The sequence below is a fragment of the Comamonas sp. B21-038 genome (assembly GCF_022387135.1).
GTDB classification, from domain to species: domain Bacteria; phylum Pseudomonadota; class Gammaproteobacteria; order Burkholderiales; family Burkholderiaceae_C; genus Comamonas; species Comamonas sediminis.
Genome location: NZ_CP092462.1, coordinates 616,834 through 642,673, shown reverse-complemented (window position 1 = coordinate 642,673; position 25,840 = coordinate 616,834). Strand labels below are relative to the sequence as shown.

Below are 25,840 nucleotides of genomic sequence, written 5' to 3'. Positions count from 1 at the left end.
GATAACTCTCCAACAATCAGTGCTGGTCCGCCGCGCCGTGGAACAAGCGATGGTGCATGCGGCGAATCGACCACCAGACGCCCAAGCCTATCACCGGGATGGCCAGCGCCGCCGTCGTTTCTGGCGACAGTGGCCACCCCCATTTCTGCAGGCCCTTGGCCAGGTAGCTGATGAGGCCGGTGAAATAGTAGGTGATGGCCGCCACCGACAGGCCCTCGACCGTGGACTGCATCTTGAGCTGCAAGCCCTGGCGCTCGTTCATCGCCTTGAGCACCGCCTGGCGGCCCTGCTTCTGGCTGATGTCGACCCGCGTCTGCAGCAGGTTGCTGATGCGCGAGACGCGCTGGGACAGGGCCTCCAGCCGCTGGTGCGCCGACACGCAGGTATTGCGCGCGGGGGTCAGGCGCCGGTCCATGAAATCGCCAATGGTCTGGTAGCTGCCCAGGCGGGTTTCCTGGATATCGCCCACACGCTGGCGCACCAGCGCAAAGTAGGCGCTGCTGGCTGAGAAGCGCGAGTGGTGGGCGGCGTACTGGCTCTCCACCTGGGCCGCCAGGCGCGTGAGCTGGTCGAGCAGTTGCGGCTCGCTGGCGGCACCGGCGCTGCGGATGGCCGATGACAGCTCGGCCAGCTCGGACTCGGTGCTGGCGAGCTTTTCCATGGTCTCCCGCGCCGCAGGCAGGCCCAGCAAGGCGGCCATGCGGTAGGTCTCGATCTCGAGCAGGCGCTGCACCAGGCGGCCATTGCGCGCCGCCGACAGGCCCTGGTTCAGCACAAACAGGCGCGATGCGCCATCCGAGTGAATGGAGAAATCGGTGTAGATCTGCGCTTTCTGCTCGGAGGCCCTGGATGCCACGAGCTTGTCCTCGTACAGCCAGCGCTGCTCGACCTTTTTCTCCAGCGCGGGCGATGCGGGCAGCACCCAGGCGTTCATCGCCAGCAGGCAGCGGCCCGGCAGTCCCGCCAGCCACTGGGCGGGCACCAGGTCGCTGGCAGAAGGCAGCTCAGCCTCATCGAGCGCCTCAGGGCGGATGGGCACCATCCAGGTCCAGGAGACAAACTCGGTGTGCAGCTCCCAGCGCAACCGGCCATTGCCCAGGTCCAGGCGCAGGTGGTTGGCCTCGGCATCGGGCACGGGCAGCTGCAGATCGCGCAGCAGCTGGTGCAGCCACTGGCGGCTGGCTGCGCGCTCGGCGGCATCGGCCCACATCACCGTGCAGAACACGGCGGTGTGGTCGGGCAGCGCTTCAGGCGGGCGGGAATGGACTTCGTTGTGCAGCGCACGGCGCAGGTCGTGCTGCTGCAGCAGGGGCAGGTTTTTCATGAAGGACAAAATGCGGCAATCACCAGACGGCAAGCCGTCGAACTGCCGCAATTGTCGTGCCAAGCCAATACTTGTGCAGGCGCCAGCGCAAAAGCGGCGCACCTGCCGCTGCGGGCAAGGGCCGCCTTATGGCCTTACTGCGGCACCTCAAAGCTCAAGGTGGCGGTGTGGCGCACCTCGTCGTACTGCTTGCCGTTCAGCTTCACGCTGCCGTTGTCAACCCTGGCCGTGACCTCCATCACATAGAGGCCGGGGAACGAGGGCGTAAAGCGCACCGTGCCATCCTTGGCGGGCAGCAGCACCCGGCGCCAGCCTTCGCTGGTGTCCACATTCACCTGGCTGGCCGCTACTGGCCGGCCCTTGAACATCAGCTGGTAGGTATTGCCCTGGGGCGTTGTCGGCACCAATTCCAGGTCATGGACGGCCCGGGTCTCCTGGCGGCCAAAGCGGGCCTGGTAGTAGGTCAGCACACCATCGCTGCCGGCACGGGTGGCCGCAAAGCGCTGGTCGGCCGGTGCGCCCTCTTCCTTGGCCAAGACAAAGGGGTCGGCCGATGCCGGCACGGTCTTGCCTTCTGCCACCACTTGGCGCGGCTCGCTCAGTTCGCTGAGTTGTCCTGGCGTCTTGTGCAGCTCGCCCACTTGGGCGCGCGTCTGGCCGTTCTCGGTTTGCAGCCACAGGTAATCGGCCTGCGCCGGCAAGACAGCGCCGACGCTGGCGGACACGGCCAAGGCCGCTGCTAGCAGTGGGCGAAACAGGGTGGATGGTGGGGTGGTTTGGCTCATGAGCGCCTCCTAGGGGGTTGGATGGGATAGCTGGCGGGTTCCCCTGGGGTGTGCCGTGCGCAGCGGATGCACATCTGATGGGCGGGGAATAGCTGGCGCTGGGGGGGGGCCATTGCGATCCACTGCTGGCAGGCCCCGGTGCACGAGGCGATGGGCCCGGCCCTGCAGGGCCCGCCCCTTTCGCTTGCGGATCGCAGCCTAACCCAGTTTGCGCAATGCAAAAGCCAAAACTGCTGTTTTTGGACAAGGCCGGGTTGTGCAGATGCGGGCGGGGCGGCCCTGCGTCGATCACAGCTTGGGCGTGTACTTCAGGGTCAGCATGGCATTGCGCGGATCGCCATAGCTGCCGCCGGTGTAGCCGACAAAGCCCGGCAGGATGTAGTGCTTGTCAAACACGTTGTTCACGTTGAGGGCAACGCTGACCTCGGGCGTCGCCTGGTAGGCCAGCCGCAGGCTGGTGATGGTGTTGCCGGCAACCTGGAAGGAGCGGTCATAGCTCAAGGTATGGCTTTGCGCGACGACGCCAGCGCCCACACTCATGCGGTGCCAATCGCCAGGCAGCTGGTAGGACAGCCAGGCACGCAGCATGTGCTTGGGCGTCCAGGTGCTGAAGACCTGGCCCTGGTTGGTCGGGTCGTTCAGGAATTTGCTGGTGTTGAAGGTGTAGCCCACCATGGCCTGCAGGCCGCGTGCCACTTCGCCGCTGACTTCGGCCTCCACCCCCTGGCTGCGCACCTTGCCGGCTGAGGTGGAGCAGTACCAGCCGTCGCAGGCATAGCCGGAGGCCAGGTCGTTGACGGCGCGGTTCTTGTGGTCGTAACGGAACAGCGCCAGCGAGGTGTTGAGCTTGCCGTTCATCAGCGCGCCCTTGATGCCCAATTCGTAGTTGGTGCCGGTGATCGGATCGAGCACCTTGCCGTCGACGGTGCGCTCGGATTGGGGCTCGAACACGCTGGTATAGCTGCCGTACAGCGACCATTCGGGGGTGAGTGCATACACCAGGCCCGCATAGGGCGTGATCTCACCGGAGGTGGTGGTGAGCTGGCGCTCGTCGTTGAGCGCATTGGTGTAGAGCGAGTCATACCAGCTGGAGCGAGCGCCCACAATCGCCGTGAGCCGCTCGGTCAGGCGGGTGCGCAGGCTGCCATAGATGCCCTTTTGCCGCACATCGTAGGCAGACTTCCACTGCCGGCCACCGGCGGCCAGCAGGCTGGCCAGGCTGGGCTCGGGCCGGTGGTGGTCGATGTTGAAAATATCGGCCCCGGCTGTGAAGGTGCGGGCATAGACATCGTTGGAGCGGTACTTGGAATAGTTGGCGCCCACTGTCACATCGTGGCGCAAGCCCGCCAGCTCAAAGCGGCCGTTGATGAAGGCATCGAAGGCGAACTTCTTCAGGTCGAAATCGGTGTACCAGTCGTCATAGGTCACATCGCCACCACCGGCTGCCACCGTGCCGGTCATGCGCTGGTGCAAGGAGGCATTTTGCTCGCGCACCTGCAGCGCCGAGACCTTGAGCTTCCAGTCGTTGTTGATGCGGTGGTTCAGGTCGGCATAGACCGTCGTCTGCTTCACGTTCGAGCGGTTCCAGTCGGAGCCGGTGAAGGTGGAGCGTGGCAGGTCGGGCATGCTGCCGTCGGCATACAGCGGCAGGCCCATGATGAAGGGGCGGCCTTTGCTGTCGAGCTGGCTCACGCCGAAGCCGACCGTCGTGTCGGGGCTGATGTCGTAATCCAACGCGGCATAGAGCGAGCGTGTGCGCTCATTCACATAGTCGACAAAGGAGTGGCCACGCGACTCGTCCACCACCAGGCGGCCCCGCAAACCGCCCTCGTCGTTCAGCGGGCCGCCGGCATCGAGCTGCAGGCCATAGCGGTCCCAGGAGCCGGCACGGGCGGTGACGGTGATGGTCTTCTCACGCTGGCCGCGCTTGCGCACCAGGTTGACGGCGCCCCCGGGGCTGCCGGTGCCCTGCAGCAGGCCCGAGGCACCGCGCAGCACCTCCAGCCGGTCATAAAAGACCATGCCCTCGGTCCCCCAGTTGCCCAGCGAGTAATGGTTGCGTGGAATGGCCACGCCATCGTACTGCCAGGCATCGATCTGGAAGCCGCGTGCGGACAGCACCATGCCCTGGCCCACGCCCTGCACTCCCATCGTGCCGGTCACCTTGTTCATCGCATCGCGCAAGTCGCTCACGCCCTGCTCATCGAGCTGCTTGCGCGTCATCACGCTGATGGACTGCGGAATGTCCTTGAGCGACTGGTCGCCCTTGTTGAGGCTCACGGCCGAGGCCGCCAGCGAGCCCGAACCTTCGCTGGTCGCGTTGCGCTCGCCTTGTGCGGTGACCGTCACCGTCGGCAAGGTGCTGGTGTCGGATGCCGCAGGCATTGCCTTGATGACCATGGCCTCGCCTTGGCGCACTGCCATCAGGCCGCTGCCGGCCAGCAGGCGGTCGGCCGCCTGCTGCGCGGTGAGCATGCCGGAGACGGCGGGGGCCGTCTTGCCCTCCACCAACGCGGGGGCAAAGCCGATGGACACGCCGGTGGCTGCCGACAGCGCCTGCAGCGCCGGCCCCAGCGGCTGGGACGCAATCGAGAGGCTGCTGGCCTCGTTGGCCTGATGGGCCGGTGTGGCCGATTGGGCATAGGCAGCCAGCGGCACCGCCAGCACCAGCGCGGCGGCCAGCGCCAGCGGTGCGGGGTGGAAGCGGGCGTTTCGGGATACCGCGCGATTGTGCAACGCTGAGCGCGAAGAGAAGGACAAACGGGTTGGGGACATGGTCAGCCAAAGCAGTAAATAAATCTCATTACCTTCTATGACGCACCGTAGGCGCAGAACTGCACCCCGCTTGTCGCATTTTTTGGAATTTTTTTTCCCAGGCAGGCTCTGCCACCCTCGCCCAGGCCCGAGTTCAGCCGGCCTAATGTCTGGCCACAATCTCGGCCCGGCCATCGGCGCTCGGCACCAGGCGCACCGGCAGCACCAGGGTCAGCATATGGGCGAACTCGGCCGGCTTGGCGGTCGCGTAGCTGCCGCCCATCGGCAGTGCGGCGACGGCCGGGTCGTGCACCACCAGGCCGGTGGGGCCGTAACGCTCCATCTCCTGCAAGGCCTGGGCAAGGGGGGTGTGGTCAAAGCGCAGCAGGCCCTTGCGCCACAGGCCCACGCTGTCGGGGGCAACCTGGCCCACCGGCGACAGCAGACCATTGGCCGCCACCTGGGTGGCTTGGCCAGCGGTCAGCAACTGCGCGGCCGCTGGCATTTGCACGGCGGCCACGCGCACCCGCCCCTCCTGCACCTCCACCCGCACCTGGCCCGCATCGATGCCATCGTGGCGAAAGCGCACCGCAAAGCGCGTGCCCACGACGGTGACGCGGGCCGGGCCGGCCTGCACTTCAAAAGGCTTGCTGGCATCGGGGGCGACGCTGAACATGGCCTGGCCATGCGCCAGCTGCACCTCGCGCCGGTGGCGGTACAGGCGCACCTGGGCATCGGTGTCGGCGTCGAGCTCCAACGTCGAGCCATCGGGCAACTGCAGGCTTTGGCGCTGGCCGCGCTCGGCGACATAGTGCGCGCTGTAGACCGGCTGCGTCCACTGGTGCCAGCCCAGGCCCAACGAAAGCAGCAGCACGGCGCACAGGGCCAAGCCACGCGGGCCGGGCAGCAGCGCTTGCAGCCAGCGCCGGAGGCGCGTTGGCCTTGCTGGGGCCCGTGCAGGTCTGGACCATGCAGCTGCGGACTTGGGCTGGTCTGCCGCTTGGCTGGCGCGCCACTGGGCCACCGCGTCTGCAGGCAGCGCGCGCAAGCGGGCAACGCCTGCATCCATGCGGGCAAAGGCCTCGGCATGCTCGGTGCTGGCTTGCAGCCACTGCGCCAGCTCCGCCTGCTCGCCCGCATTCAGGCCCTGCTCCTGGCGCGTATGCCACTGCGCCGCCAGTACCTCCACAGCATCCTGCCCGCCAAGGAAGGCCTGCAGCGCGCGCGCCTCCGCCGCCTCGTCAAAAGGCGGGGCGGATGCATCGGAGGGCGTGGTGGAAAAACGGCTCATCTCAAAGCTATAGACGCATGGGCGCGGAAAAACTGCAGGTCGGCCCCGCGCTGGAACGGCTCAATCACCATGGTCCAGCTCCTGTTTGCGGGCCGCGCAGGCGATCTTGCCACGGCTGATGTACTGGTTGACCATGCTGATCGAGACGCCCATGCGTTCTGCAATCTGCTGGTTGGACAGCTCGTCGAACAGGTACATGCAAAAGGCCTCGCGGCAGCGCGGTGGCAAGGCCTCGATGGTCGCCAGATAAGCCTGCACGTTTTGCGACGAGGCATAGGCCGCCTCGGGCTGCAGGCGCTGGGGGCTGGCCGGTTGCTGGGTTTCATCGAGCGCGTCGATGTCCTCGTGCTGGCGCAGCTGGGCGCGCCGGTCCAGGTCGATCTTGGCGTTCAAGGCCACCTGCTTGAGCAAGGCAGCCGGCTGGTCGATCACCTTGCCGGCGCGCTGCATGCCGAGCACGCGCGCATAGCTCTCCTGCGCCAGGTCGGCCGCAGTGTCGCGGTCTCTGACCTTGCGCAGGCAGAAGTTCAGCAGTTCTCGGTAATAGCGCTCAAGCACGAACGGGCAACGCCCCATGGAAAGCAAGGGTCTCCATCGGCGGTCCAGCTTTCGCGCCTCAGATGGGAATAACTCTCATTATCACCGATAAGCCCCTGCCCTCCTGGGCCGCAGACATAGAAAAAGGCATCCGAAGATGCCTTTTGCAGGGTGCAGTCTGGCTGCGGGCGATCAGTCTTCTTCGACGAAGGCTTCCTCGCGCTTCTTGCTCACCGCTGGCAGGCAGACCACCACCAGCAGGATGGCAGCTGCGATCAGCAGGCCGGCAGAGATCGGACGGGTGACGAACACCGACCAGTCACCCCGCGAGAGCAGCAGCGCACGGCGCAGGTTTTCTTCCATCATCGGGCCCAGGATGAAGCCCAGCAGCAACGGAGCAGGTTCGGTACCCAGCTTGTGGAACACATAGCCCACGAAACCGAAGATACCCACCATCCACACGTCCCAGCTGTTGTTGTTGGTACCGTACACACCGACAGCGCAGAACAGCACGATCGATGGGAACAACCAGCGGTAAGGCACGGTCAGCAGCTTGATCCAGACGCCGATCAGCGGCAGGTTCAGAATGATCAGCATCAGGTTGCCGATCCACATCGAGGCAATCAGACCCCAGAACAGTTCCGGGTTGCTGGTCATCACCTGGGGACCAGGCTGGATGTTGTGGATGGTCATCGCACCCACCATCAGTGCCATCACGGCGTTGGGTGGAATACCCAGGGTCAGCAGCGGAATGAACGAGGTCTGCGAGCCGGCGTTGTTGGCCGATTCAGGCGAGCACACGCCACGGATATTGCCTTGGCCGAAAGGAACTTCACCAGGACGCAGCTTGGTCTTCTTCTCGATCGTGTAGGCCGCAAAAGCCGACAGCATCGCACCGCCACCAGGCAGGATACCCAGGGCCGAACCCAGCGCCGTACCACGCAGCATGGCAGGGAACATCAGCTTGAAGTCTTCCTTGGTGGGCAACAGGCCGGTCACCTTGGCAGCGAACACTTCGCGCTCATCGTCAGGCTTGGACAGGTTGGCGATGATTTCACCGTAGCCGAACACACCCATGGCGATCACGACGAAGTCGATACCGTCGGTCAGCTCAGGAATGTCGAACGAGTAACGGGCCACGCCGGAGTTCACGTCGGTACCCACCAGGCCCAGCAGCAGACCCAGCACAATCATGCCCACAGCCTTGAGCAGCGAGCCCGAAGCCAGCACCACGGCGCCAATCAGGCCCAGGGTCATCAGCGAGAAGTACTCGGCAGGGCCGAACATGAAGGCCACTTCGGTCAGCGGAGGTGCGAACGCAGCCAGAATCACGGTGCCCACGCAGCCGGCGAAGAACGAGCCAATGCCCGCTGCTGCCAGTGCCGGACCGGCGCGTCCCTTGCGGGCCATCTGGTAGCCGTCGATCACGGTCACAACCGATGATGATTCCCCCGGGAGATTCACCAGGATCGCCGTGGTAGAGCCGCCGTACTGGGCGCCGTAGTAAATACCGGCCAGCATGATCAGCGCAGCCACGGGAGGCAGCGCGTAGGTGGCAGGCAGCAGCATGGCGATGGTGGCCACAGGGCCGATACCAGGCAACACGCCGATCAGGGTACCCAACAGACAGCCGACAAAGCAGTAAATCAGGTTTTGAAAGGTAAAGGCAACACCGAAACCGGTGGCCAGGTTGTCAAACAATTCCATGGTCCTGGCCCCTCTTAACCGGTAATAAAGCTAGGCCACACGGGGAACTGGAGATTCAGTGCCCACACGAAAGCGACATAACTGCCAACGGCCAGGATGGTGGCCAGAATGAAGACCGACTTGGCACGGAACTCCGAACCCGCCATGCTGGCGATGAAGACCAGTGCGTAGATGGCGACGATCAGGCCCATGGCCGGGATGCCGATGCTGGGCACGCCCACGAGCAGGATGCCGAAGGCAAAGTTGGCCAGCAAGATGAAGAACACCTGCTTCCAGGCCCATTTGCCGATGGGGTCCCCATCTGCAGGGCCTGCCGTCAGGCCCTTGAAGGCCACTGCAGCGCCGATCAGCGTCAGCAGGACGCCGAGAATCAACGGGAAGTACCCCGGACCCATGCGAGCACCTGTACCGATCGAGTAGTTCTGGGCGCCAACGGCGAACCCAAGACCCACTGCCATGTACATGATGCCCGCCCAGAAGTCTTTCTGGCTTTTGAGCTTCATTACCTTTGTCTCCAAACAATTTTAGGGATGCAGCGCATTGTCAACGCTGACGGGCAGCTGACGCATGTGGATTCCACTTACGATTCCACACAGGAAAACCCCTATGGTGACAGTTGACCCTGCAGCGCCGAAACCCAAGCTGGGCGCGGCTTGCAGCCCGGTGGCAGCCCTGTCACTGCTGAAGACTGGACAGGGTGATCCCTTAGTCTGGAGGAACCTTGCCCGCGCCCTGGCGTTGGGGCAGCGGGCGGCGCAGCCGCTTTTTAGCGGTCGCCCATTTAGATGGGCGGCGTGTTGGCCATCACTTCTTCGATGGTGGTCAGGCCTTCGGACACGCGCAGCGCACCCGCCAGGCGCAGCGGGTGCATGCCGTCCTTCACTGCCTGGCGGCGCAGCACCGACATCGATGGCGAGGCGTGCACCTGGTCCTTGAGCGCCTCGGATACGGTGAGCAGTTCGTACAAGCCCATGCGCCCGCGAAAGCCGGTGTCACGGCACTCCTCGCAGCCCACCGGTTTGTAGGGGCGGTAGTCACGCTTGATCTTCCAGGGCTGGATGGCGCTGGTCAGCGCCTCAGTCGATGCCTCCTCATCGGGCTGCTTGCACTGCGGGCACAGGGTGCGCACCAGGCGCTGGGCCAGCACGCCCAGCAAGGTGGCATTGATCAGGTACGGCGGCACGCCCAGTTCCATCAAGCGGCTGATGGCGCTGGGCGCATCGTTGGTGTGCAGGGTCGAGAACACCAAGTGGCCGGTCAGCGCGGACTGCACCGCCATTTCAGCGGTTTCCAGATCGCGGATTTCGCCGACCATGATGATGTCCGGGTCCTGGCGCATCAGCGCGCGCAGGCCCTCGACAAAGCTGAAATCGAGCGCCGGCTGCACCTGGGTCTGGTTGAAGGCCGGCTCGATCATTTCGATCGGGTCCTCGACGGTGGAGACATTGACCTCTTCGGTGGCCAGGCGCTTCAACGTGGAGTACAAGGTGGTGGTCTTGCCCGAGCCGGTCGGGCCGGTGACCAGAATGATGCCGTGCGGGCGCTCGACCAGTGTCTCCCAGCGCTGCGCATCGTGCGGGGTAAAGCCCAGCGCCGACAGGTCCTTGACGGTGTTTTCCGGGTCAAAGATACGCATTACCATCTTTTCGCCAAAGGCGGTGGGCAACGTGGACAGGCGCATTTCCACCTCGTCGCCCAAGGTGTTGCGGGTCTTGATGCGGCCGTCCTGCGGGCGGCGCTTTTCGACCACGTCGATGCGGCCGAGCAGCTTGACGCGCGAGACGATGGCGTTGTGCACCCCGAGCGGCATCTGGTAGACCTTGTGCAGCACCCCGTCAATGCGGAAACGGATCACCGACTGGTCGCGGCGCGGCTCCAGATGGATATCGCTGGCGCGCTGCGCAAACGCAAACTGCCACAGCCAGTCGACCAGGCGAATAATGCCCTGGTCGTTGGCATCGAACTGTTGGTTGCTGTTGCTGAGGTCGACCAGCTGCTCGAAGTTGCCGAGCGAACTGAGCGAGCCGCCCAGCTTGCTGGCGGCCTTGACCGATTTGGCCAGTGCAAAGAATTCGCTGCGGTAGCGGTCGATGTCCTTGGGGTTGGCCAGCACCCGGCGCACCTTGCGCCGCGCCTGGCGCTCGACCTCGCCGACCCACTCGTCAATCCAGGGCTCCTTGACCGCAATCACCACCTCGTGCGGCGTCACCTGCACCGGCAGAATGCCGTGGCGCTGCGCATACGGCGCACCCATGGTTTCGGCCACCTTGGCGGCATCGACCTTGAGCGGGTCGATCTTGTAATACGGCAGGCCACAGTGCTTGGCGACGAACTCGGTGAGCAGCTCCACATCGAGCGCCTTGCCATCTTGCAGGCGTGGCACGACCACGCTGGCCAGGCGCACGATCGGGTGCTGGCTGCTGGCCGCATGGCTGCAACGGTCAATGGTCGCCTGGGCCAGCTCGGGGCTGATCCAGCCATCGGTCTGCAACCAGTGGATGACCTGGGTGAGTTCCAGCGGACGCTGCATCAGCGCGGGCAGGCCGCTGCGCGCAGTGGGCGCCGATGCCGGCGCGGGTGCGCCAGGCGTGGCGGGCACCGAGGCCGGGCCACTGGACCTGGACGGCGCAGGACCGTCTTCGACATGGCCGGGCACAAAGACCGCCGAGCGCCGGATCGGTGCCGCAGCGCCCGGCATGCCGCTGCCACCCGCACTGCTGGATGAACGGCTCCGGGTGGCGGTATCGCCGGGCGAGGCATCGCCCCGGCTCTGGTGGTGTTTGCTGGGCTGGTCAGGCGCTGCCATGGTCGATTCCCTCTGTCTTTTTATCTTCTGGCTTTATACCTGATCGCTCCATGGATGCCAGGTAAAGTCAGTCCAAGGTCGGCTGCACAGGTTTAAAAACCTTTAACCACTTGAGCGCCGGCAAGCCGGTCTGCTGCTGCACCAGGTCGGCACGCTGGCTGAGCAGCTCGCGGCTGGGGCGGCTGGCGCTGCGCTGGGCCAGCACGACGGTATTGCCCTCCTTGGTCGCCGCAAAGCGCCAGACGGCCTCAGGCCCAAAGGCCTCCTGGATATGGGCAAGGCTGCGGGCAAAGCTGTTGGTGCGGCCAAACAGGTTGACGGTCATGCAGCCGTCCTCGGTCAGCAGGTTGCGGCAGTGGTGGTAGAAGTCAGGGCTGTCCAGCACCGGCGCAGCGGCCTCATGGTCGTACAGATCGACCTGCAGCGCATCGACGGTCTGCAGGTACTGGGATTTCTGAATCTCCACACCCGCGTCACCCAGCACAACCTGCAGCTTGTCGCTGTCAGGCGGCAATTTAAACCACTGGCGGCAGACCGTGATCACCTGGGGATTGAGCTCGATCGCGGTGGTGCTGGCCATGCCCAGCTTCTGCGCACAGAACTTGGTGGCAGCGGCAGCGCCCAGACCCAGTTGCATCGCGCGGCGCTCGGGCACCGTGGCCCAGTCCATCAGCAGCAGCCAGGCCATCATGCGCTGCACATATTCCAGGTCGATGTCGAACGGCTTCTTGATGCGCATCGAGCCTTGCACCCATGGCGTGCCCAGGTGCAGGTAGCGGGTGCCGTCAAAATCGGAGATCGTGACTTCAGGCAGCGGCTGCGCCAGCTGCGAAGATTTTTTTCTAGTCGTCATGCGGGGATTATCTGCCGTTGACCGCTGGGGTTCTGTGCATTTGCCTGTTGCAGCCAGTGGCGCGCGGATTCAGCGCAGCGCGCCACCGCGTTGCCTAGGTAATTGATAGTTTTTGAGTATTAAAAATAGACATTGATAGCCATCTGTAGCATGCAGACCACGCAGAGAAGCCGGACCGGGGATGCCTGGCTTTAGACTGCGCGATTGATTTTTCTGGAGCCTCCATGTCTCATGCCATCAAACAACGTCTGTTGTCATCCTTCATCATGTCCTTGCTGCTTTCGGGGCTGATGAGCGCCTGGGTCACCTGGCTGAACCTCGGGCTGGTCGGGGATTTTGTCTCCCGCTGGCTGCATGCCTATCTGCTGGCCTGGCCTGCCGCATTCACCATCGTGGTGCTGCTGGCCCCTGCGGTGCAAAGCCTGTCCTGGCGCATGCTCGGCGGCAGCCCCGGCGCGCCCCGCGCTGCCCAGGCGGGCATGCCAGCGGCAGAGGCTCAGGCCAGCAATCCGCTCTGACGCATCACATCGCGCCAGCCAGCGAGCTTGCGCTCAAAGCTCCATGACGCATTGGCCGGGCTGCTGGAGGGCAGCCGGTAACTGGGCAGGCCCAGCACGGCCTGCACCCGGGCCGCATGGCGGAAGCTCTCGCCGCCGTTGTGTGCAGCGGCCACCAATTGCGGACACTGCTTTTTGAGCGCCCCAAAATCGTTGAGCTGGGCATTGCGGATGCTGGTGTCCAGGCTGCCTTCGCGCTCGCAGGCGGCATAGACGTCCCACAGGCCCAGACCGCGCTCCAGCAGCCAGGCGCAGCGCTCGGCATAGGTGCCGGGCTGCGGATGCTCGGGCCACAAGGCCGCCAGCAGCGGCCACATGTGGTTGCGCGGATGGGCATAGTACTGCTGCAGCTGCAGTGATTGCACACCCGGAAAACTGCCCAGTATCAATACCTTGGTGTCCGGGCCCACGACGGGGGCGAGCCCGCACAGCAGCGCATCAGCCATGTTGCGGCTCCTTTTTTCCATGCGGCAGCAAAGGCTGCAGACGGGGCAGCACCCGGGCGGCATTGGCACTGGTGATCCGTTGCCAGTCTGTCGCGGTCAAGGCCTCATCGGCGGGAGCCTGGGCCCGCAGCGCCACCATCACCTGCGCGATGCGCGGAATCTCGGCCGGCTGGTTGCGGCCCTGGGCCTGGCCGGCGGCGCGCTGCTCGGCCGTGGTGTAGAGCCAGTGCGGCGGAATATCGGGGGCATCGGTTTCGACGACGAGGGCCTCCATCGGCAGCTGCTGCAACAGGCGGCGCAGGTGCAGCGCGCGGTCATAGGTGACGGCACCGCCAAAGCCCAGTGCAAAACCGCGCTCGACAAACTGCTGCGCCTGCTGCAGGCTGCCGTTGAAGGCGTGCGCTATGCCACCCTGGACCGGCCAGCGGCGCAGGGCACGCAGCAACTGGTCCGACGAGCGGCGCACATGCAGGATGACGGGCAGGTCAAAGCGCCGCGCCAGCTGCAGCTGCTGCTCGTAAAACCAGGTCTGCCGTTCGGCATCCAGCCCGGGCACGAAAAAATCCAGGCCGATCTCGCCGATCGCGACCAGACGCGGGTCATCGCGGCAGTCTTCGAGCATGGTGACCAGGGCCTCGATGTCGCCTTCGGCAGCACGTCCGGTGTAGAGCGGATGGATGCCCAGCGCATAGCTGTCGCCCCAGCGGTGGGCCAGGTCGCGCACGGTGGCCCAGTTGCTGCGCTCCACGGCAGGAATCACGCAGTGCGCCACGCCGGCCGCCTGCGCAGCGGCGCGCAGTGCATCGCGGTCTGCGTCGAACTCCGGCGCGTCCCAGTGGCAGTGGGTGTCAATCCAGAAGGGCATGCGGCTCCAGCGCGCCTTTACCGCTCAAACTGCCCGTTCACCATGCGCACCGCGCGGTCGCAGCGCTGGGCCAGCTCACCATCATGGGTGACCATGACGAAGGCCGTACCCCGGTCGCGCGCCAGTTGCAGCATCAGCGCAAACACGGTGTCGGCGGTGGCGCGGTCCAGGTTGCCGGTGGGCTCGTCGGCCAGCACGCAGGCGGGCTGGGTGACCAGCGCGCGCGCAATGGCCACCCGCTGGCGCTCGCCACCGGAGAGTTCGGCGGGGCGGTGCAGCACGCGGTCCTTCAGGCCCACCGAGGCCAGCACCTCCCGGGCACGCTCGGTGCATTCGGCATAAGGCATGCGGCGGATGCGCAGCGGCATGGCCACATTGTCCAGCGCGCTGAACTCGGGCAGCAGATGGTGGAACTGGTAGATGAAGCCCAGGTGCTGGTTGCGCAGCTCGCCCTGGCGCGCGGCACTGAGCGTATCGAGCCGCTGGCCCAGGAGGCTGACGGTGCCGCTGCTGGGCGCATCCAGCCCGCCGAGCAGATGCAGCAACGTGGATTTGCCCGAGCCCGAGGCGCCAACGATGGCCAGGGTTTCGCCGGCCCGCACCTGCAGGTCGATGCCATGGAGCACCTGCACATCGAGCAGGCCTTCGGAAAAGCGCTTGGTCAGGCCCGAGGCCTCCAGGACGATGGACGAATCATTCATAACGCAGCGCCTCGGCGGGGTTCACGCGGCTGGCGCGCCAGCTGGGATACAGGGTGGCCACAAAGGCCAGGATCAGGGAAATGACGGTGATCGGCACGATGTCGCTGCGCTGGGGCTCGCTGGGCATCTGGCTGATCAGGTAGATATCCTTGGGCAGGAAGCTGGTGTGCAGCGCGCGCTCGATGGCCGGCACGATCACATCGATATTGCAAGCCACCAGCAGGCCCAGAGCCAGACCGGCCAGGGTGCCGATCACGCCCACCAGCGCGCCCTGCACCACGAACACGCCCATGATGCTGCGCGGGCTGGCGCCCAGGGTGCGCAGGATCGCGATGTCGGCGCGCTTGTCGGTCACCGTCATCACCAAGGTGGTCACCAGGTTGAAAGCCGCCACCGCGACGATCAGGGTCAGGATGATGAACATCATGCGTTTTTCCACCTGGACGGCGGCAAACCAGGTCTTGTTCTGCTGCGTCCAGTCGCGGATCAGCAAGTGGCCGCTCAGGCTGTGGGCCAGCTGCTGGGTCACCTCAGGGGCCTGGTGCAGGTCCTTGAGCTTCAGACGCACGCCGGTCGGGCCTTCGAGGCGGAACAGGCGCTCGGCGTCCTCATGGTGCATCAGCACCAGGGTGGAGTCGTACTCGTAGTGGCCGGAGTTGAAGGTGCCCACCACCTGCATCTGCTTGAGGCGGGGCACGGTGCCAGCAGGCGTGACCTGGCCGCTGGGCACGATCAAGGTGACCTGGTCGCCCTGGCCCACGCCCAGAATGCGCGCCAGCTCCGAGCCCAGCACGACGTTGAAGCTGCCCGGTGTGAGTGCCTGCAGACTGCTTTGGTCGATGCCGGTGGTCATGTCGGTGACCTCGGGCTCCAGCGCCGGGTCAATGCCGCGCAGCAAGGCGCCGCGCATGTCTTCACCCCGGGCAACCAGCGCCTGGGCCGAGACAAAAGGCGCTGCGCCAATCACATGGGGGTTGGCCTTGGCCTCGGCAATGGTGCGGGCCGGGTCGGGCAAGGCATCGCCGCCAGGCGTGAAGATCTCGATATGCGAGACCACGCTGAGCATGCGGTCGCGCACCTCCTTTTGAAAACCGTTCATCACCGACAGCACGATGATCAGCGCCGCCACCCCCAACGCAATGCCCAGCATGGACACGCACGAGATGAACGAAATAAACCCATTGCGCCGGGTTGCCCGGCCCGCACGGGTGTAGCGCCAGCCCAGCGCCAATTCATAGGGAATCTGCATAAATCGTTCTAAAAATATATTCGGTGCCTGGTCACCGCCCATACAGCGCCATAAACCACTGCACCGCAAACCGCATTGTGGCATCGCCGACAATAGACCCATGTCGGAAAACCAGCATTTGATCATCTCCTACGCAGCCACGGACGAGCCGGGCTGCCAGCAAGCCCTGCAGACCCTGGCGCTGCCGCAGCTGCAACGCCTGCTCAAGCAATGGTCTGCGCGCACCACCGACAGCGGCGCGCTGGAAGATTTTGCCCCGCCGCATGAACGGGCCCTGGCCCAGGCGCTGGGCCTGCCCCGCCAGGCGACACCGTGGGCAGCCCTGCATCAGCTGCAAAACGGCCAGGCGCCGGGCGGTGACGCCTGGGCCTTTCTCACTCCCTGCCACTGGCAGATCTCACCCGACCAGGTGCGCATGAGCGCGCTGTCGGCCGCGCAGATGAGCGATGAGGAATCGCGCAGCCTGCTGGCGATCATGGCGCCCTGGTTTACCGAAGACGGGATCGAACTGGTCTACGACCGGCCCGACCGCTGGCTGGCGCGCGGCCCGGTCTTTGCGCAGCTCGACACCGCGGCGCTGGACCGCGTTGCACTGCGCGATGTGCGCCCCTGGCTGCCCAACAAGGCGCAAGCCGCCGCGTTGCAGCGCCTGCAGACCGAAATGCAGATGCTGCTCTACACCCATGCTTTCAGCGATGCCCGCGAGGCCAGCGGCCGCGCGCCCATCAATTCGTTCTGGGTGCACGGCGCGGGCGCCCTGCCTGCCGGCTACCAGCTCCCAGCGGACCGCCCCGTGCTGAACACCACGCTGCGCGACAGCGCGCTGGAGGGCGACTGGGCCCGCTGGAAGCAACACTGGCAGCAGCTGGACGCCACGCTCGCAACGGCCGGCCTGGCCAAGCTGACGCTGTGCGGCGAAAAAAATGCCATCACCCTGGAGCCGCAGGCCCGGGGCTGGTTATCGACCATCAAGCAATGGCTGGGCAATCCCCAGCCAGCTGCGCTTCTGAGTTCCTTATGAAAATTCTGGCGAGAGATATTCCCCCGCGTACCGTCTGGGCGCTGGAGCAGGCGGGTGTGCACCCGCTGCTGGCCCGGCTGTTTGCGGCGCGGGGCGTGCAGGCTGCGGACGAGCTCGACGACGGCCTGGGGCAGTTGCTGCCGCCTGCAGGCTTGCTGGGCACGCGCGAAGCGGCCCTGCTGCTGGCCGATGCCATTGGCCAGCAGCTGCGCATCTGCGTGGTCGCCGACTACGACTGCGACGGCGCCACCGCTTGCGCCGTGGCCTTGCGCGGCCTGCGCATGCTGGGCGCCCGGCAGGTCAGCTACCTGGTGCCCGATCGTGTCGTCGATGGCTATGGCCTGACCCCGGCGATTGCCGAGCGCGTGCACCAGCAAGGCGCGCAGGTGCTGGTCACCGTGGACAACGGCATCGCCAGCGTGGACGGCGTGGCGCGTGCCAAGGCGCTAGGCATGACGGTGATCGTGACCGACCACCACCTGCCTGCGGCCACCTTGCCGGCGGCCGACGCCATCGTCAACCCCAACCAGCCCGGCTGCGGCTTCGCCAGCAAGGCGATGGCCGGTGTCGGTGTGATGTTCTATGTGCTGATGGCGCTGCGTGCCGAGCTGCGCGAGCGCGGTGCCTTTGCCGATATGGCCCAGCCGCGCCTGGACAGCCTGCTGCCGCTGGTGGCGCTGGGCACGGTCGCCGATGTGGTCAAGCTCGATGCCAACAACCGCCGGCTCGTGGCCCAGGGCCTGCGCCGCATCCGCGCCGGCCATATGCCGCCCGGTTTGGGTGCGCTGTTTGCAGCGGCCAGCCGGCGTGCGGCCACTGCCAGTACCTTTGACTTCGGCTTTGCGCTAGGCCCCCGCATCAATGCAGCCGGCCGTCTGGCGGACATGACCATCGGCATCGAATGCCTGCTGACCGACGACACCTTGCTGGCCGACACCTTGGCACGCCAGCTCGATGCCATCAACCGCGAGCGCCGTGACATCGAGACGGGCATGCGCGAACACGCGATGCTGCTGGCCGAGTCCCTGTTTGAAGAAGGCACCGAGCCGCCACCGGCCGTCAGCGTGTTTGACCCGGATTTCCACGAGGGCGTGGTCGGCATTGTCGCCTCGCGCATCAAGGACAAGCTGCACCGCCCGACCTTTGTGTTTGCTGCCAGCAGCGCACCGGGCCATGAGCATGAGCTGAAAGGCTCGGGCCGTTCGATACCCGGTTTCCATCTGCGTGATGCGCTGGACCTGGTGGCCAAGCGCCACCCGGGCGTTCTCATCAAGTTCGGTGGCCATGCGATGGCAGCGGGCTGCACGATTGCGCTGGACGATTTTGAGGTGTTTGAGCAAGCGCTGGCCCAGGTCGCGCAGGAATGGCTGGATGAGCGCACGCTCACGCGCCAGCTGGAGACCGACGGTCCGCTGCCCGTACAGTTCCGCCATGCCGAGACCGTGGACACGCTCAACAGCCAGGTCTGGGGCCAGGGCTTTGCGCCACCGACCTTCAGCGAAGAGCTGGAGATCGTCAGCCAGCGCCTGGTCGGCGAAAAGCATTTGTCGCTGAAGCTGCGCCACCATGGCGAGATGGTGGACGGCATCTGGTTTGGCCACACCGAGCCCTTGCCGGCCAAGGTGCTGCTGGCCTACCGGCTGGACATCAACGAATGGCAGGGCCAGCGCAAGCTGCAGTTCCTGGTCGAAGGCGCGCAGTTGCCCGGTGGAGCAGGGTCCAGCGCTTGAGGGACCACAAGACTTTACGAAAAGTTAAGGAAATAGCGGGAAAACGGATGCGCCTGGGCACCGCAATTTTCTAAAATATGCGCCAGGGGCTCTTTGCAAAACGCCCTGCCGTGGTCTGAACGCGGGGCCGGGCAATCCGCGCGCATCCCCTTGGGCGAGGATTTTGCAGAGGATTTCCAGAGGAGCCGGGGCCGAAATCTCCTTTCTGCCCAGGCGTCCTGGCCACCGCTGGCGGATGGCGCTGGCAGGCTTGCCCGGGCCCAACGGCCCCGGCGCCGGCGCTTTCAGACGCCTGTGGTTTTGATCGTTAATTTAATATCAGTCACAAGCTAGATATTCTCCAAATAGCTGTGATGCACCTGAACATTCCATGAGCAATATTTCCGTGGCCGTGCTGGGCGCCGGCATGGTGGGCGTGGCCAGCGCGTTGGCGCTGCAGAAAAAGGGCTTCCGCGTGACCTTGCTGGACCGGTTGGCCCCTGGTGAAGAGACCTCGTACGGCAACGCGGGGGTGATCGCGCGCAGTTCGCTGATGCCCTTCAACAACCCCAGCCTCTGGGCCAATCTGCCGGTGCTGCTGAAGAACCAGAGCGCCGGCTTTCGCTACCAGGCCCGGTTTCTGCTGCAGAACCTGGGCTGGGCCGCGCGGTTTGTCGCCCGGGCCCGCACCCCGGTGTTTGAGGAGACCACGACGGCGCTGGACAGCCTCATCCGCCTGTCGATGAACGAGCATGCGCAGTTGCTGCGCGCCAGTGGCGCGGCCCACCGCATGCGCGACAACGGCTGGATGTTTCTCTACCGCCAGTCTGGCGCCTTTGCCGGTGGCGCGCTGGCGCGCGAACGCATGGCCCACTTCGGCGTCGCCACCGAGGTGCTGGAGCGCGACCATATCCGCCAGCTGGAGCCGGCACTCAACCCCATCTTCGAGCGCGCGCTGTGGATCAAGGACACCTGGTCGGTGGACAGCCCCGGCGATGTCGTCAAGGCCTATGCCGAGCTGTTCCGCAAGCAAGGCGGCCAGTATGCGCAGGCCCGCATCAAGACCGTGGAGCCACTGGCCGGCAGCCGCTGGCGCATCCGTGCCGACGGCGCGCAGGATGGCCTGGAGGCCGACCGTGTGGTGGTGGCGCTGGGCCCCTGGAGCCGCCAGTTCATGGCCACCTTGGGCGTGAAGGTGCCGATGGCCTATGAGCGCGGCTACCACATGCACTTTGCGCCACCCGCTTCCTGCAATATCTCGCGCCCGGTCTACGATACCGCCGGCGCCTATGTGCTCAGCCCGATGGAGCAAGGCCTGCGCCTGACCAGTGGCGTGGAGCTGACCGATATCGACGCGCCCGCCAACCCGGTGCAGCTGGGCCTGGCCGAGGCGGCGGCACGCGAGGCGATAGACATGGGCCAGGCGCTGGAGCCCGCACCCTGGATGGGCAGCCGACCCACCCTGCCGGACAGCCGCCCCATCATTGGCGCGATGCCGGGCCAGCGCAATCTCTGGCTGGCCTTTGGCCACCAGCACATCGGCTTCAGCACCGGGCCGGGCACCGGCGCGATTCTGGCAGCGCTGATGCGCGGCGACGATGCACCCGTGGATGCGCGGCCATTCCGCGCCGAGCGTTTCCTCAAGGGTTGAATCAAAGGCTGACGCCCTCTTGCGCCCACCCCCGGGTCGCATGGCCGGGCTTGTCAGGCGTGATGGGGATCAGGCTGGCAGTGCGGCCCAGCGCTGCGCCAGCAGGCTCACGACATCGTGCACCGGCAGGCCCGTCGCACGTGCCACCGCATCGCGGTAAACGGGCATGTTGGTGCACTCCAGCACGATCGATTGCAGCTGCGGATGGGCCTGGCGCAGCGCAACGGCGGCAGCGACCACATCGCGCTCGGCCTGGGCGATGTCCATCTCCCGCTCATTGCCGAGGATGCGCGTGGCAAATTCTCCGTCCGGCGCCACGCCTTGCACGGGGGTGCCTTCAGGCACGCCGGCGGCGGCCAGAATGCGCGGCGTCAGGCTGGCCGCGGCGATGGTGACGATGCCAGGCTGCGGCAACTGTGCGCACTGCAGCAGGCTGGAGCTGACCACCGGTACATCAACACTGCTGGCCAGCAGCTCCTGGTAGGCGGCCAGAAAGCCGCAGCTGGTGGTGATCAACGCGGCGCCCTGCGCCTGCATCGCACGAGCGGCATCCACAAAGGGCTGCACAAAACGGGGATCGGCCTCGCGCACGATCTTGGCCGGCGACGCGCCTTGCACCTTGTGCATCCGCACGGGGATGCCCAGCGTTGCCCAGGTCTGCAGATTGCCGATGTCGCCGGGCGGGCGCGGAAACTGGGTGTCCAGCATCAGGATGCCGATAAACGGCGGGGACGCATCGGCAGCAGTAACAGCAGCGTTGGGCGGCATCGCAGAGACTCAGTCGAGCAAGGGCAGCGCAGGCAGCGCGCCACGGCGGTCGATCTTGCGGCTCAGCACCACCGAGGTGTAGGTCTGGCGAATGCCTTCGATCAGGCCGATGCGGTCCAGCAAGGCATCGAGCTTCTCGTTGGAGTCGCAGCGCAGAAAGATCATGTAGTCATGCTGGCCGGAGACGGCCGAGACCTCTTCGACCTCGGGAATGCTTTCGAGCACCTGCATCACGGCCTGCGCAGTCTTGGGCATCACGCTGATACCGCAGTAGGCGCGCACGGCCGACTGCTCCAGCTTGGAGCCCAGGCGCACACCGTAGCCGGCGATGACGCCTTCCTTCTCCAGCCGCGCAATGCGGGCCACGACGGTGGTGCGCGCCAGGTTGAGCTTGCGCGCCAGCTTGGCCGTGGACTCGCGGGCGTCGGCCTGCAACAGCGCCAGCAGCTTGCGGTCAATATCGTCGAGTCGAAAATCCATGGTTGTCCTCCCTGCTGTTTATACGGCGTGGCCGATGATGCGGCCCAGAAAGCTGCGTGTGGCCTCGTGCTGCGGGTTGTCGATCACCTGCGATGGTGGGCCCTCCTCGACCACCACGCCGTCGCGCATGAAGACGACCTTGTCGGCCACCTCGCGGGCAAAGGCGATCTCGTGGGTCACCAGGATCATCGTCATGCCGTCGCGCGCCAGCGACTGGATGACCTGCAGCACCTCGCCGACCAGCTCGGGGTCCAGCGCAGAGGTCGCCTCGTCAAACAGCATCACACTGGGCTGCATGGCCAGCGCGCGGGCGATGGCCACGCGCTGCTTCTGGCCGCCCGAGAGCTGGTCGGGCATCATCTGCGCACGCTCGGCCAGGCCCACCTTCTGCAGCAGGGCCGTGGCGCGGGCCTCGGCCTCGGCCTTGCCAATGCGCAGCACGGTGATCGGGCCTTCCATGACGTTTTGCAGCACCGTCATGTGCGGGAACAGGTTGAAATGCTGGAACACCATGCCGGTGCGCGCGCGAAAGCCTGCCAGCACCTTGTCCTTGGGCAGCTGGGTCTGCTTGCCGCTGAAGGCCAGCGACTGCGCATCGACGCGGATATCTCCACCATCGGGCACGGTCAGCAGGTTGATGCAGCGCAGCAGGGTGGACTTGCCCGAGCCCGAAGGCCCGATCAGCGCCACCACCTGGCCCCGGTTCACATCAAGGCAGATGTCCTTCAGAACATCGAGCTTGCCAAAGGACTTCTTGAGGCCACGAATACAAATGAGCGGTTGGTCTTGCATCTCAGGCCTCCTTGGTGGCCGATGTGCCATGCTCCAGGCGCTTGGCCCACAAGGTCACAGGGAAAAGAATCACGAAATAGGTGATGGCGATGAAGGTGTAGACCTCCAGCGGGCGGTAGGTGTCATGCGCGATGACCTGGCCCTGGTAGAGCAGATCGGGCACGGCCAGCACCATCAGCAACGAGGTGTTCTTGAGCTGCAGGATCGACTGGTTGACCAGTGGCGGAATCATCTTGCGGAATGCCTGGGGCAGGATCACGCGGCGCATCACCTGCCCGCGCGTCATGCCAATGGCCTGGCCCGCTTCGGTCTGGCCGATATCGGTGGAGATGATGCCGCCCCGGATGATTTCCGAATAGAAGGCACCGCCGTACAAGGACAGGCACAGCGCCGCCGCGACAGGTGCGCTCATCTCGATGCCGGTGAGCACCGGCAGCGCGTAGTAGAACCACACCAGCTGCACCAGCACCGGTGTGCAGCGGAAGACCTCGACAAAGGCGCGCAGCGGCGCGGTCACGATCTTGTTGCTGGACAGGCGTCCCAGGCCCGCGACCAGGCCGACCGCGAGGCCGCCCAGGATACAGATCACCGTGAACAGCAATGTGTAGCCCACACCGCCGACCAGCAGCATGCGGTACTTCCACAGGAAGCTAAAGTCCCACTCGTACATAAATCAATCTACCTTTAACGCATACACCCCGGAGGCAGCACGCGGCTGCATCCGGGGTGTTTCACATGGGATAAGAGCGTGTTTACGATCCAGGCGCCCATGTGGACCCACCATCAGAACTTGACTTCCTTGGGGAAGGAATCGGCCTTTACGCCGGCGAGCTTTTCCATGTTCTTGAGCACCACGGACTGGATCTCGCCCTTGGCGCGGGCCTCATCCAGCCAGGCATTGACGGCGTTCTCGAAGTCCTTGTTGGGCTCCTTGCGCAGACCTACATTGGTGTTCGCGGTCTCGACCGGGGTCGGCACATAGACCGTGCCCACGTCCGGGCGCTTGGCCACCAGCGGCTGCGACAGCAGCACCACCAGCACCTGGCAGTCGGAGCGGCCGGTCTGCACCGACATCGTGGCTGCGCCCGAGCTTTCCAGGCGCGAGATATTGGCCTTGGGCAGTGCGCGGGTGGCAAACTGGTCCTGGTTGGAGCCGATATCGACCACCACCTTGGCATTGGGCGTATTCAGCTGTTCCCAGGTCTGCACCGGCGCGTGGCCTTTTTTGCAGACGGCCGTGAAGGTGTTGTTGAGCAAGGGCTTGGAGAAGTTCACCACTTCCATGCGCTGGGGGGTGGGCGCCATCGCGAACATCAGGTCGATCTTGTTGGCCTGCAGGTCCAGCACGGCATTGCCCCAGGTGGTCTCGACGAATTTCACGTTCACGCCGAGCTTCTTGGCGAGGCTCTCGCCAAAATCGGGGCCAAAGCCTTCCCACTTCTGCGTGACCAGGTCCTTGTTGAAATAGGGAATGGCACCGGCGACGGTGCCCACGCGCAGTTCCTTGGTGCGCTTGACGCGGTCCATCGTCGACTCAGCGCCTTGCGCCAGTGCCGCACCGGTCACCGATACCCCTGCGACCACCAAGGCGGCTGCACCCATCAACTTTTTGACAGAAAACATCTACGTATCCTCTAGACGCAGCGAAGCCGGGCTGCGCGACCGTGAAAAACCGACAGTGTATTCCTGTTAAAAACCCTAGTAAAAAACGCAAAACGTCGAGATGCACTGTTATTTTCGTCAAATCGGCGAAACAATGACAATTTAAGGGTTAATACTGACATTTCAGAGACAGTACGCCCGGCAGCGGCGGGATAGCCCGGATGCTGCGCCGGGTCTGACACGCTGCGCACACCACGCGGCCTACAATGAAAGCAGGTATTGCCGCGCTGCTGCGCTGTGAATTGCCTGCCCCCCCTTACCACTAGCCAAATTCATGCCAGACATGCTGAACGCCGATCTGCACTGCCACTCCACGTTTTCCGATGGCACCCTGAGCCCGGAAGCGCTGGCCCAGCGTGCCCGCGAGCGGGGGGTGCAGCTGTGGGCGCTGACCGACCATGACGAAGTCAGCGGTCTGGACCGGGCGAGTGCTGCGGCCGCGCAGCAGGGCCTGGCATTTCTGAGCGGTGTGGAGGTGTCAGTGAGCTTTGGCGAAACCACCGTGCATATCGTCGGCCTGGGTTTTGACTGGCACCACGCCGGCCTGCGCGAAGGTCTGGCGCGCACGCGGGGCGGCCGCGAGCAGCGCGCTCGCGAGATGGCCGCCGGCCTGGAGAAGGTCGGTATCGGCGGCGCCTATGAAGGTGCGCTGCGCTATGTGGGCAACCCGGATTTGATCTCGCGCACGCATTTTGCCCGCTTTCTGGTCGAAACCCGGGTCTGCCGCGATCCGGCGGAGGTGTTCCGCCATTACCTGGTCGAGGGCAAGCCCGGCTTTGTGCCCCACCGCTGGGCGCGGCTGCAGGATGCCGTGCAGTGGATCGTGCAAGCGGGCGGGCTGGCCGTCATCGCCCACCCTGCGCGCTACCACCTCAATGGCGGGGAAGAGCATGCGCTGTTCTCCTCGTTCAAGGACTATGGCGGCCAAGGGGTGGAAGTGGTCACCGGCAGCCACTTTCCGCACGAATACGCCATCTACGCAGACCTGGCCAACAGCTTTGGCCTGTATGCCTCACGGGGCTGCGATTTCCACAGCCCGGGCGAATCGGGTACCGATTTTGGTGCCCTGCCCTCGCTGCCCAGCGGCGTCCCACCCGTGTGGCAGGCGCTGAAGGGGCGCATCCTGCACCCGGGTGCGCCGCAGCACACCGCTGTTCATTGAGCCAGCCCCAACCGCCACACCCACGATAACCAGCGCACCACCAACACATCCATGGCCCAATATTTCGAGGTTCACCCCGACAATCCCCAACCCCGCCTGCTCAAGCAGGCCGCCGCCATGCTCAAGGACGGCGGCATCCTGGCAGTGCCCACCGACTCCAGCTACGCCTTTGTCTGCGCGCTGGACAACAAGCAAGTGGTGGACCGGCTGCGCCGCATCCGCCAGATCGATGACAAACGCATGCTCACGTTGCTGTGCTGCGATCTGTCCCAGCTGTCGAGCTATGCAATGGTGGACAACCACCAGTTCCGCATGCTCAAGCTGGGCACGCCCGGACCGTTCACCTTTATTCTGGCCGCCACCAAAGAGGTGCCCCGCCGCATCAGCCACCCTTCGCGCAAGACCATTGGTCTGCGCGTGCCCGACAACAAGGGCCTGTTGATGCTGCTGGAGTTGCATGGGGAGCCGCTGCTGTCCACCACCTTGATTCCGCCGGGCGAGACCGAGCCGCTGAATGACCCCGAAGAAATCCGCGAGCGCTTTGAATCGCAGATCGAACTGGTGGTCAATGCGGGGCCCTGCCCGCTGGAGCCGACGACGATCGTCGACCTGACGCCGATGGGCACCGGGGGTGCGCCCGTGGTGGTGCGCGAAGGCCGCGGGCCACTGGCGCAACTGGGTCTGTAAGCGGGCCGCCAGGCACGGCTGGCGCACTGGGGC

Annotated in this window: 24 protein-coding genes; 6 read left to right on the top strand and 18 right to left on the bottom strand. The window is 65.2% G+C overall.

What is annotated here, in order from left to right; genetic code table 11:
• Positions 1-16 precede the first annotated feature (16 nt).
• The 9 genes from MJ205_RS02930 to MJ205_RS02890 all read right to left on the bottom strand — a co-directional run bounded on the left by MJ205_RS02930 (position 17) and on the right by MJ205_RS02890 (position 12,057).
• Positions 17-1,324, bottom strand: a complete 1,308-nt coding sequence (locus tag MJ205_RS02930; protein WP_239811107.1) for a DUF3422 family protein — start codon at positions 1,322-1,324, stop codon at positions 17-19.
• Positions 1,325-1,458: 134 nt separating this feature from the next.
• Positions 1,459-2,109, bottom strand: coding sequence for a DUF4198 domain-containing protein (locus tag MJ205_RS02925; protein WP_239811106.1), 651 nt, complete (start codon positions 2,107-2,109; stop codon positions 1,459-1,461).
• Positions 2,110-2,397: 288 nt separating this feature from the next.
• Positions 2,398-4,884, bottom strand: coding sequence for a TonB-dependent siderophore receptor (locus MJ205_RS02920; protein WP_239811105.1), 2,487 nt, complete (start codon positions 4,882-4,884; stop codon positions 2,398-2,400).
• A 142-nt stretch (positions 4,885-5,026) separates the two neighbouring features.
• Positions 5,027-6,154, bottom strand: coding sequence for a FecR family protein (locus tag MJ205_RS02915; RefSeq protein WP_239811104.1), 1,128 nt, complete (start codon positions 6,152-6,154; stop codon positions 5,027-5,029).
• A 60-nt stretch (positions 6,155-6,214) separates the two neighbouring features.
• Complete coding sequence (locus MJ205_RS02910) at positions 6,215-6,730, bottom strand: sigma-70 family RNA polymerase sigma factor (protein ID WP_239811103.1); 516 nt, start codon at positions 6,728-6,730, stop codon at positions 6,215-6,217.
• 153 nt (positions 6,731-6,883) lie between these two features.
• Positions 6,884-8,398 (bottom strand): tripartite tricarboxylate transporter permease, encoded by a 1,515-nt coding sequence (locus MJ205_RS02905; RefSeq protein WP_239811102.1) that lies wholly within the window; start codon positions 8,396-8,398, stop codon positions 6,884-6,886.
• A gap of 14 nt (positions 8,399-8,412) precedes the next feature.
• Positions 8,413-8,901, bottom strand: coding sequence for a tripartite tricarboxylate transporter TctB family protein (locus MJ205_RS02900; protein WP_239811101.1), 489 nt, complete (start codon positions 8,899-8,901; stop codon positions 8,413-8,415).
• A 278-nt stretch (positions 8,902-9,179) separates the two neighbouring features.
• The gene (locus MJ205_RS02895; RefSeq protein WP_239812647.1) at positions 9,180-10,928 is read right to left on the bottom strand and encodes a GspE/PulE family protein; all 1,749 of its coding nucleotides are present in this window, start codon (positions 10,926-10,928) and stop codon (positions 9,180-9,182) included.
• 343 nt (positions 10,929-11,271) lie between these two features.
• The gene (locus tag MJ205_RS02890; RefSeq protein ID WP_239811100.1) at positions 11,272-12,057 is read right to left on the bottom strand and encodes a spermine/spermidine synthase domain-containing protein; all 786 of its coding nucleotides are present in this window, start codon (positions 12,055-12,057) and stop codon (positions 11,272-11,274) included.
• Positions 12,058-12,281: 224 nt separating this feature from the next.
• Between MJ205_RS02890 and MJ205_RS02885 the strand changes: the two genes are divergently transcribed.
• Complete coding sequence (locus tag MJ205_RS02885) at positions 12,282-12,575, top strand: DUF2798 domain-containing protein (RefSeq protein ID WP_239811099.1); 294 nt, start codon at positions 12,282-12,284, stop codon at positions 12,573-12,575.
• Here the strand turns inward: MJ205_RS02885 and MJ205_RS02880 are convergent.
• The 4 genes from MJ205_RS02880 to MJ205_RS02865 are packed head-to-tail and all read right to left on the bottom strand — an operon-like array spanning position 12,554 to position 15,875.
• Positions 12,554-13,060: a DNA-deoxyinosine glycosylase gene (locus tag MJ205_RS02880; RefSeq protein ID WP_342395175.1), complete on the bottom strand. Its 507-nt coding sequence runs from the start codon at positions 13,058-13,060 to the stop codon at positions 12,554-12,556. The genes MJ205_RS02885 and MJ205_RS02880 overlap by 22 nt on opposite strands.
• Positions 13,053-13,925 carry a TatD family hydrolase gene (locus MJ205_RS02875; RefSeq protein WP_239811097.1) on the bottom strand — a complete coding sequence of 291 codons (873 nt, stop codon included), beginning with the start codon at positions 13,923-13,925 and terminating at the stop codon, positions 13,053-13,055. The genes MJ205_RS02880 and MJ205_RS02875 overlap by 8 nt, the downstream gene beginning before the upstream one ends.
• A 17-nt stretch (positions 13,926-13,942) precedes the next feature.
• Positions 13,943-14,626, bottom strand: a complete 684-nt coding sequence (gene lolD, locus MJ205_RS02870; RefSeq protein WP_239811096.1) for a lipoprotein-releasing ABC transporter ATP-binding protein LolD — start codon at positions 14,624-14,626, stop codon at positions 13,943-13,945.
• The gene (locus MJ205_RS02865; RefSeq protein ID WP_239811095.1) at positions 14,619-15,875 is read right to left on the bottom strand and encodes a lipoprotein-releasing ABC transporter permease subunit; all 1,257 of its coding nucleotides are present in this window, start codon (positions 15,873-15,875) and stop codon (positions 14,619-14,621) included. Before MJ205_RS02865 ends, lolD begins: the two co-directional genes overlap by 8 nt.
• Before the next feature lie 100 nt (positions 15,876-15,975).
• Between MJ205_RS02865 and MJ205_RS02860 the strand changes: the two genes are divergently transcribed.
• The 3 genes from MJ205_RS02860 (at position 15,976) to MJ205_RS02850 (ending at position 20,256) form a co-directional block, all read left to right on the top strand.
• Positions 15,976-16,896: a phosphoglycerate mutase gene (locus MJ205_RS02860; RefSeq protein WP_239811094.1), complete on the top strand. Its 921-nt coding sequence runs from the start codon at positions 15,976-15,978 to the stop codon at positions 16,894-16,896.
• Positions 16,893-18,626, top strand: a complete 1,734-nt coding sequence (gene recJ, locus MJ205_RS02855; protein WP_239811093.1) for a single-stranded-DNA-specific exonuclease RecJ — start codon at positions 16,893-16,895, stop codon at positions 18,624-18,626. The genes MJ205_RS02860 and recJ overlap by 4 nt, the downstream gene beginning before the upstream one ends.
• Before the next feature lie 370 nt (positions 18,627-18,996).
• Positions 18,997-20,256 (top strand): NAD(P)/FAD-dependent oxidoreductase, encoded by a 1,260-nt coding sequence (locus MJ205_RS02850; protein WP_239811092.1) that lies wholly within the window; start codon positions 18,997-18,999, stop codon positions 20,254-20,256.
• Positions 20,257-20,325: 69 nt separating this feature from the next.
• Here the strand turns inward: MJ205_RS02850 and MJ205_RS02845 are convergent, their stop codons facing one another.
• The 5 genes from MJ205_RS02845 to MJ205_RS02825 all read right to left on the bottom strand — a co-directional run bounded on the left by MJ205_RS02845 (position 20,326) and on the right by MJ205_RS02825 (position 23,919).
• Complete coding sequence (locus MJ205_RS02845) at positions 20,326-21,024, bottom strand: aspartate/glutamate racemase family protein (protein WP_239811091.1); 699 nt, start codon at positions 21,022-21,024, stop codon at positions 20,326-20,328.
• A gap of 9 nt (positions 21,025-21,033) precedes the next feature.
• A complete protein-coding gene (locus MJ205_RS02840) occupies positions 21,034-21,504 on the bottom strand; it encodes an Lrp/AsnC family transcriptional regulator (RefSeq protein ID WP_021026316.1) in 471 nt (156 codons plus the stop codon).
• An 18-nt stretch (positions 21,505-21,522) separates the two neighbouring features.
• A complete protein-coding gene (locus MJ205_RS02835) occupies positions 21,523-22,296 on the bottom strand; it encodes an amino acid ABC transporter ATP-binding protein (RefSeq protein WP_239811090.1) in 774 nt (257 codons plus the stop codon).
• Between the two features lies 1 nt (position 22,297).
• Positions 22,298-22,966 carry an amino acid ABC transporter permease gene (locus tag MJ205_RS02830; protein ID WP_230772003.1) on the bottom strand — a complete coding sequence of 223 codons (669 nt, stop codon included), beginning with the start codon at positions 22,964-22,966 and terminating at the stop codon, positions 22,298-22,300.
• A gap of 113 nt (positions 22,967-23,079) precedes the next feature.
• A complete protein-coding gene (locus MJ205_RS02825; protein ID WP_239811089.1) occupies positions 23,080-23,919 on the bottom strand; it encodes a transporter substrate-binding domain-containing protein in 840 nt (279 codons plus the stop codon).
• 313 nt (positions 23,920-24,232) lie between these two features.
• Between MJ205_RS02825 and MJ205_RS02820 the strand changes: the two genes are divergently transcribed.
• Together MJ205_RS02820 and MJ205_RS02815 are read left to right on the top strand one after the other, a co-directional pair.
• A complete protein-coding gene (locus tag MJ205_RS02820) occupies positions 24,233-25,120 on the top strand; it encodes a 3',5'-nucleoside bisphosphate phosphatase (protein ID WP_239811088.1) in 888 nt (295 codons plus the stop codon).
• A 51-nt stretch (positions 25,121-25,171) separates the two neighbouring features.
• Positions 25,172-25,807 (top strand): L-threonylcarbamoyladenylate synthase, encoded by a 636-nt coding sequence (locus tag MJ205_RS02815; RefSeq protein WP_239811087.1) that lies wholly within the window; start codon positions 25,172-25,174, stop codon positions 25,805-25,807.
• Positions 25,808-25,840 lie beyond the last annotated feature (33 nt).

Coding starts and splice junctions, on each gene's coding strand:
- MJ205_RS02835 (WP_239811090.1), bottom strand. CDS start 22,296: ATGCAAGACCAACCGCTCATTTGTATTCGTGGCCTCAAGAAGTCCTTT.
- MJ205_RS02895 (WP_239812647.1), bottom strand. CDS start 10,928: ATGCAGCGTCCGCTGGAACTCACCCAGGTCATCCACTGGTTGCAGACC.
- MJ205_RS02865 (WP_239811095.1), bottom strand. CDS start 15,875: ATGCAGATTCCCTATGAATTGGCGCTGGGCTGGCGCTACACCCGTGCG.
- MJ205_RS02930 (WP_239811107.1), bottom strand. CDS start 1,324: ATGAAAAACCTGCCCCTGCTGCAGCAGCACGACCTGCGCCGTGCGCTG.
- recJ (WP_239811093.1), top strand. CDS start 16,893: ATGAAAATTCTGGCGAGAGATATTCCCCCGCGTACCGTCTGGGCGCTG.
- MJ205_RS02820 (WP_239811088.1), top strand. CDS start 24,233: ATGCCAGACATGCTGAACGCCGATCTGCACTGCCACTCCACGTTTTCC.
- MJ205_RS02900 (WP_239811101.1), bottom strand. CDS start 8,901: ATGAAGCTCAAAAGCCAGAAAGACTTCTGGGCGGGCATCATGTACATG.
- MJ205_RS02845 (WP_239811091.1), bottom strand. CDS start 21,024: ATGCCGCCCAACGCTGCTGTTACTGCTGCCGATGCGTCCCCGCCGTTT.
- MJ205_RS02905 (WP_239811102.1), bottom strand. CDS start 8,398: ATGGAATTGTTTGACAACCTGGCCACCGGTTTCGGTGTTGCCTTTACC.
- MJ205_RS02840 (WP_021026316.1), bottom strand. CDS start 21,504: ATGGATTTTCGACTCGACGATATTGACCGCAAGCTGCTGGCGCTGTTG.
- MJ205_RS02920 (WP_239811105.1), bottom strand. CDS start 4,884: ATGTCCCCAACCCGTTTGTCCTTCTCTTCGCGCTCAGCGTTGCACAAT.
- MJ205_RS02880 (WP_342395175.1), bottom strand. CDS start 13,060: ATGGCTGATGCGCTGCTGTGCGGGCTCGCCCCCGTCGTGGGCCCGGAC.
- MJ205_RS02890 (WP_239811100.1), bottom strand. CDS start 12,057: ATGACGACTAGAAAAAAATCTTCGCAGCTGGCGCAGCCGCTGCCTGAA.
- lolD (WP_239811096.1), bottom strand. CDS start 14,626: ATGAATGATTCGTCCATCGTCCTGGAGGCCTCGGGCCTGACCAAGCGC.
- MJ205_RS02915 (WP_239811104.1), bottom strand. CDS start 6,154: ATGAGCCGTTTTTCCACCACGCCCTCCGATGCATCCGCCCCGCCTTTT.
- MJ205_RS02825 (WP_239811089.1), bottom strand. CDS start 23,919: ATGTTTTCTGTCAAAAAGTTGATGGGTGCAGCCGCCTTGGTGGTCGCA.
- MJ205_RS02885 (WP_239811099.1), top strand. CDS start 12,282: ATGTCTCATGCCATCAAACAACGTCTGTTGTCATCCTTCATCATGTCC.
- MJ205_RS02875 (WP_239811097.1), bottom strand. CDS start 13,925: ATGCCCTTCTGGATTGACACCCACTGCCACTGGGACGCGCCGGAGTTC.
- MJ205_RS02830 (WP_230772003.1), bottom strand. CDS start 22,966: ATGTACGAGTGGGACTTTAGCTTCCTGTGGAAGTACCGCATGCTGCTG.
- MJ205_RS02860 (WP_239811094.1), top strand. CDS start 15,976: ATGTCGGAAAACCAGCATTTGATCATCTCCTACGCAGCCACGGACGAG.
- MJ205_RS02850 (WP_239811092.1), top strand. CDS start 18,997: ATGAGCAATATTTCCGTGGCCGTGCTGGGCGCCGGCATGGTGGGCGTG.
- MJ205_RS02815 (WP_239811087.1), top strand. CDS start 25,172: ATGGCCCAATATTTCGAGGTTCACCCCGACAATCCCCAACCCCGCCTG.
- MJ205_RS02925 (WP_239811106.1), bottom strand. CDS start 2,109: ATGAGCCAAACCACCCCACCATCCACCCTGTTTCGCCCACTGCTAGCA.
- MJ205_RS02910 (WP_239811103.1), bottom strand. CDS start 6,730: ATGGGGCGTTGCCCGTTCGTGCTTGAGCGCTATTACCGAGAACTGCTG.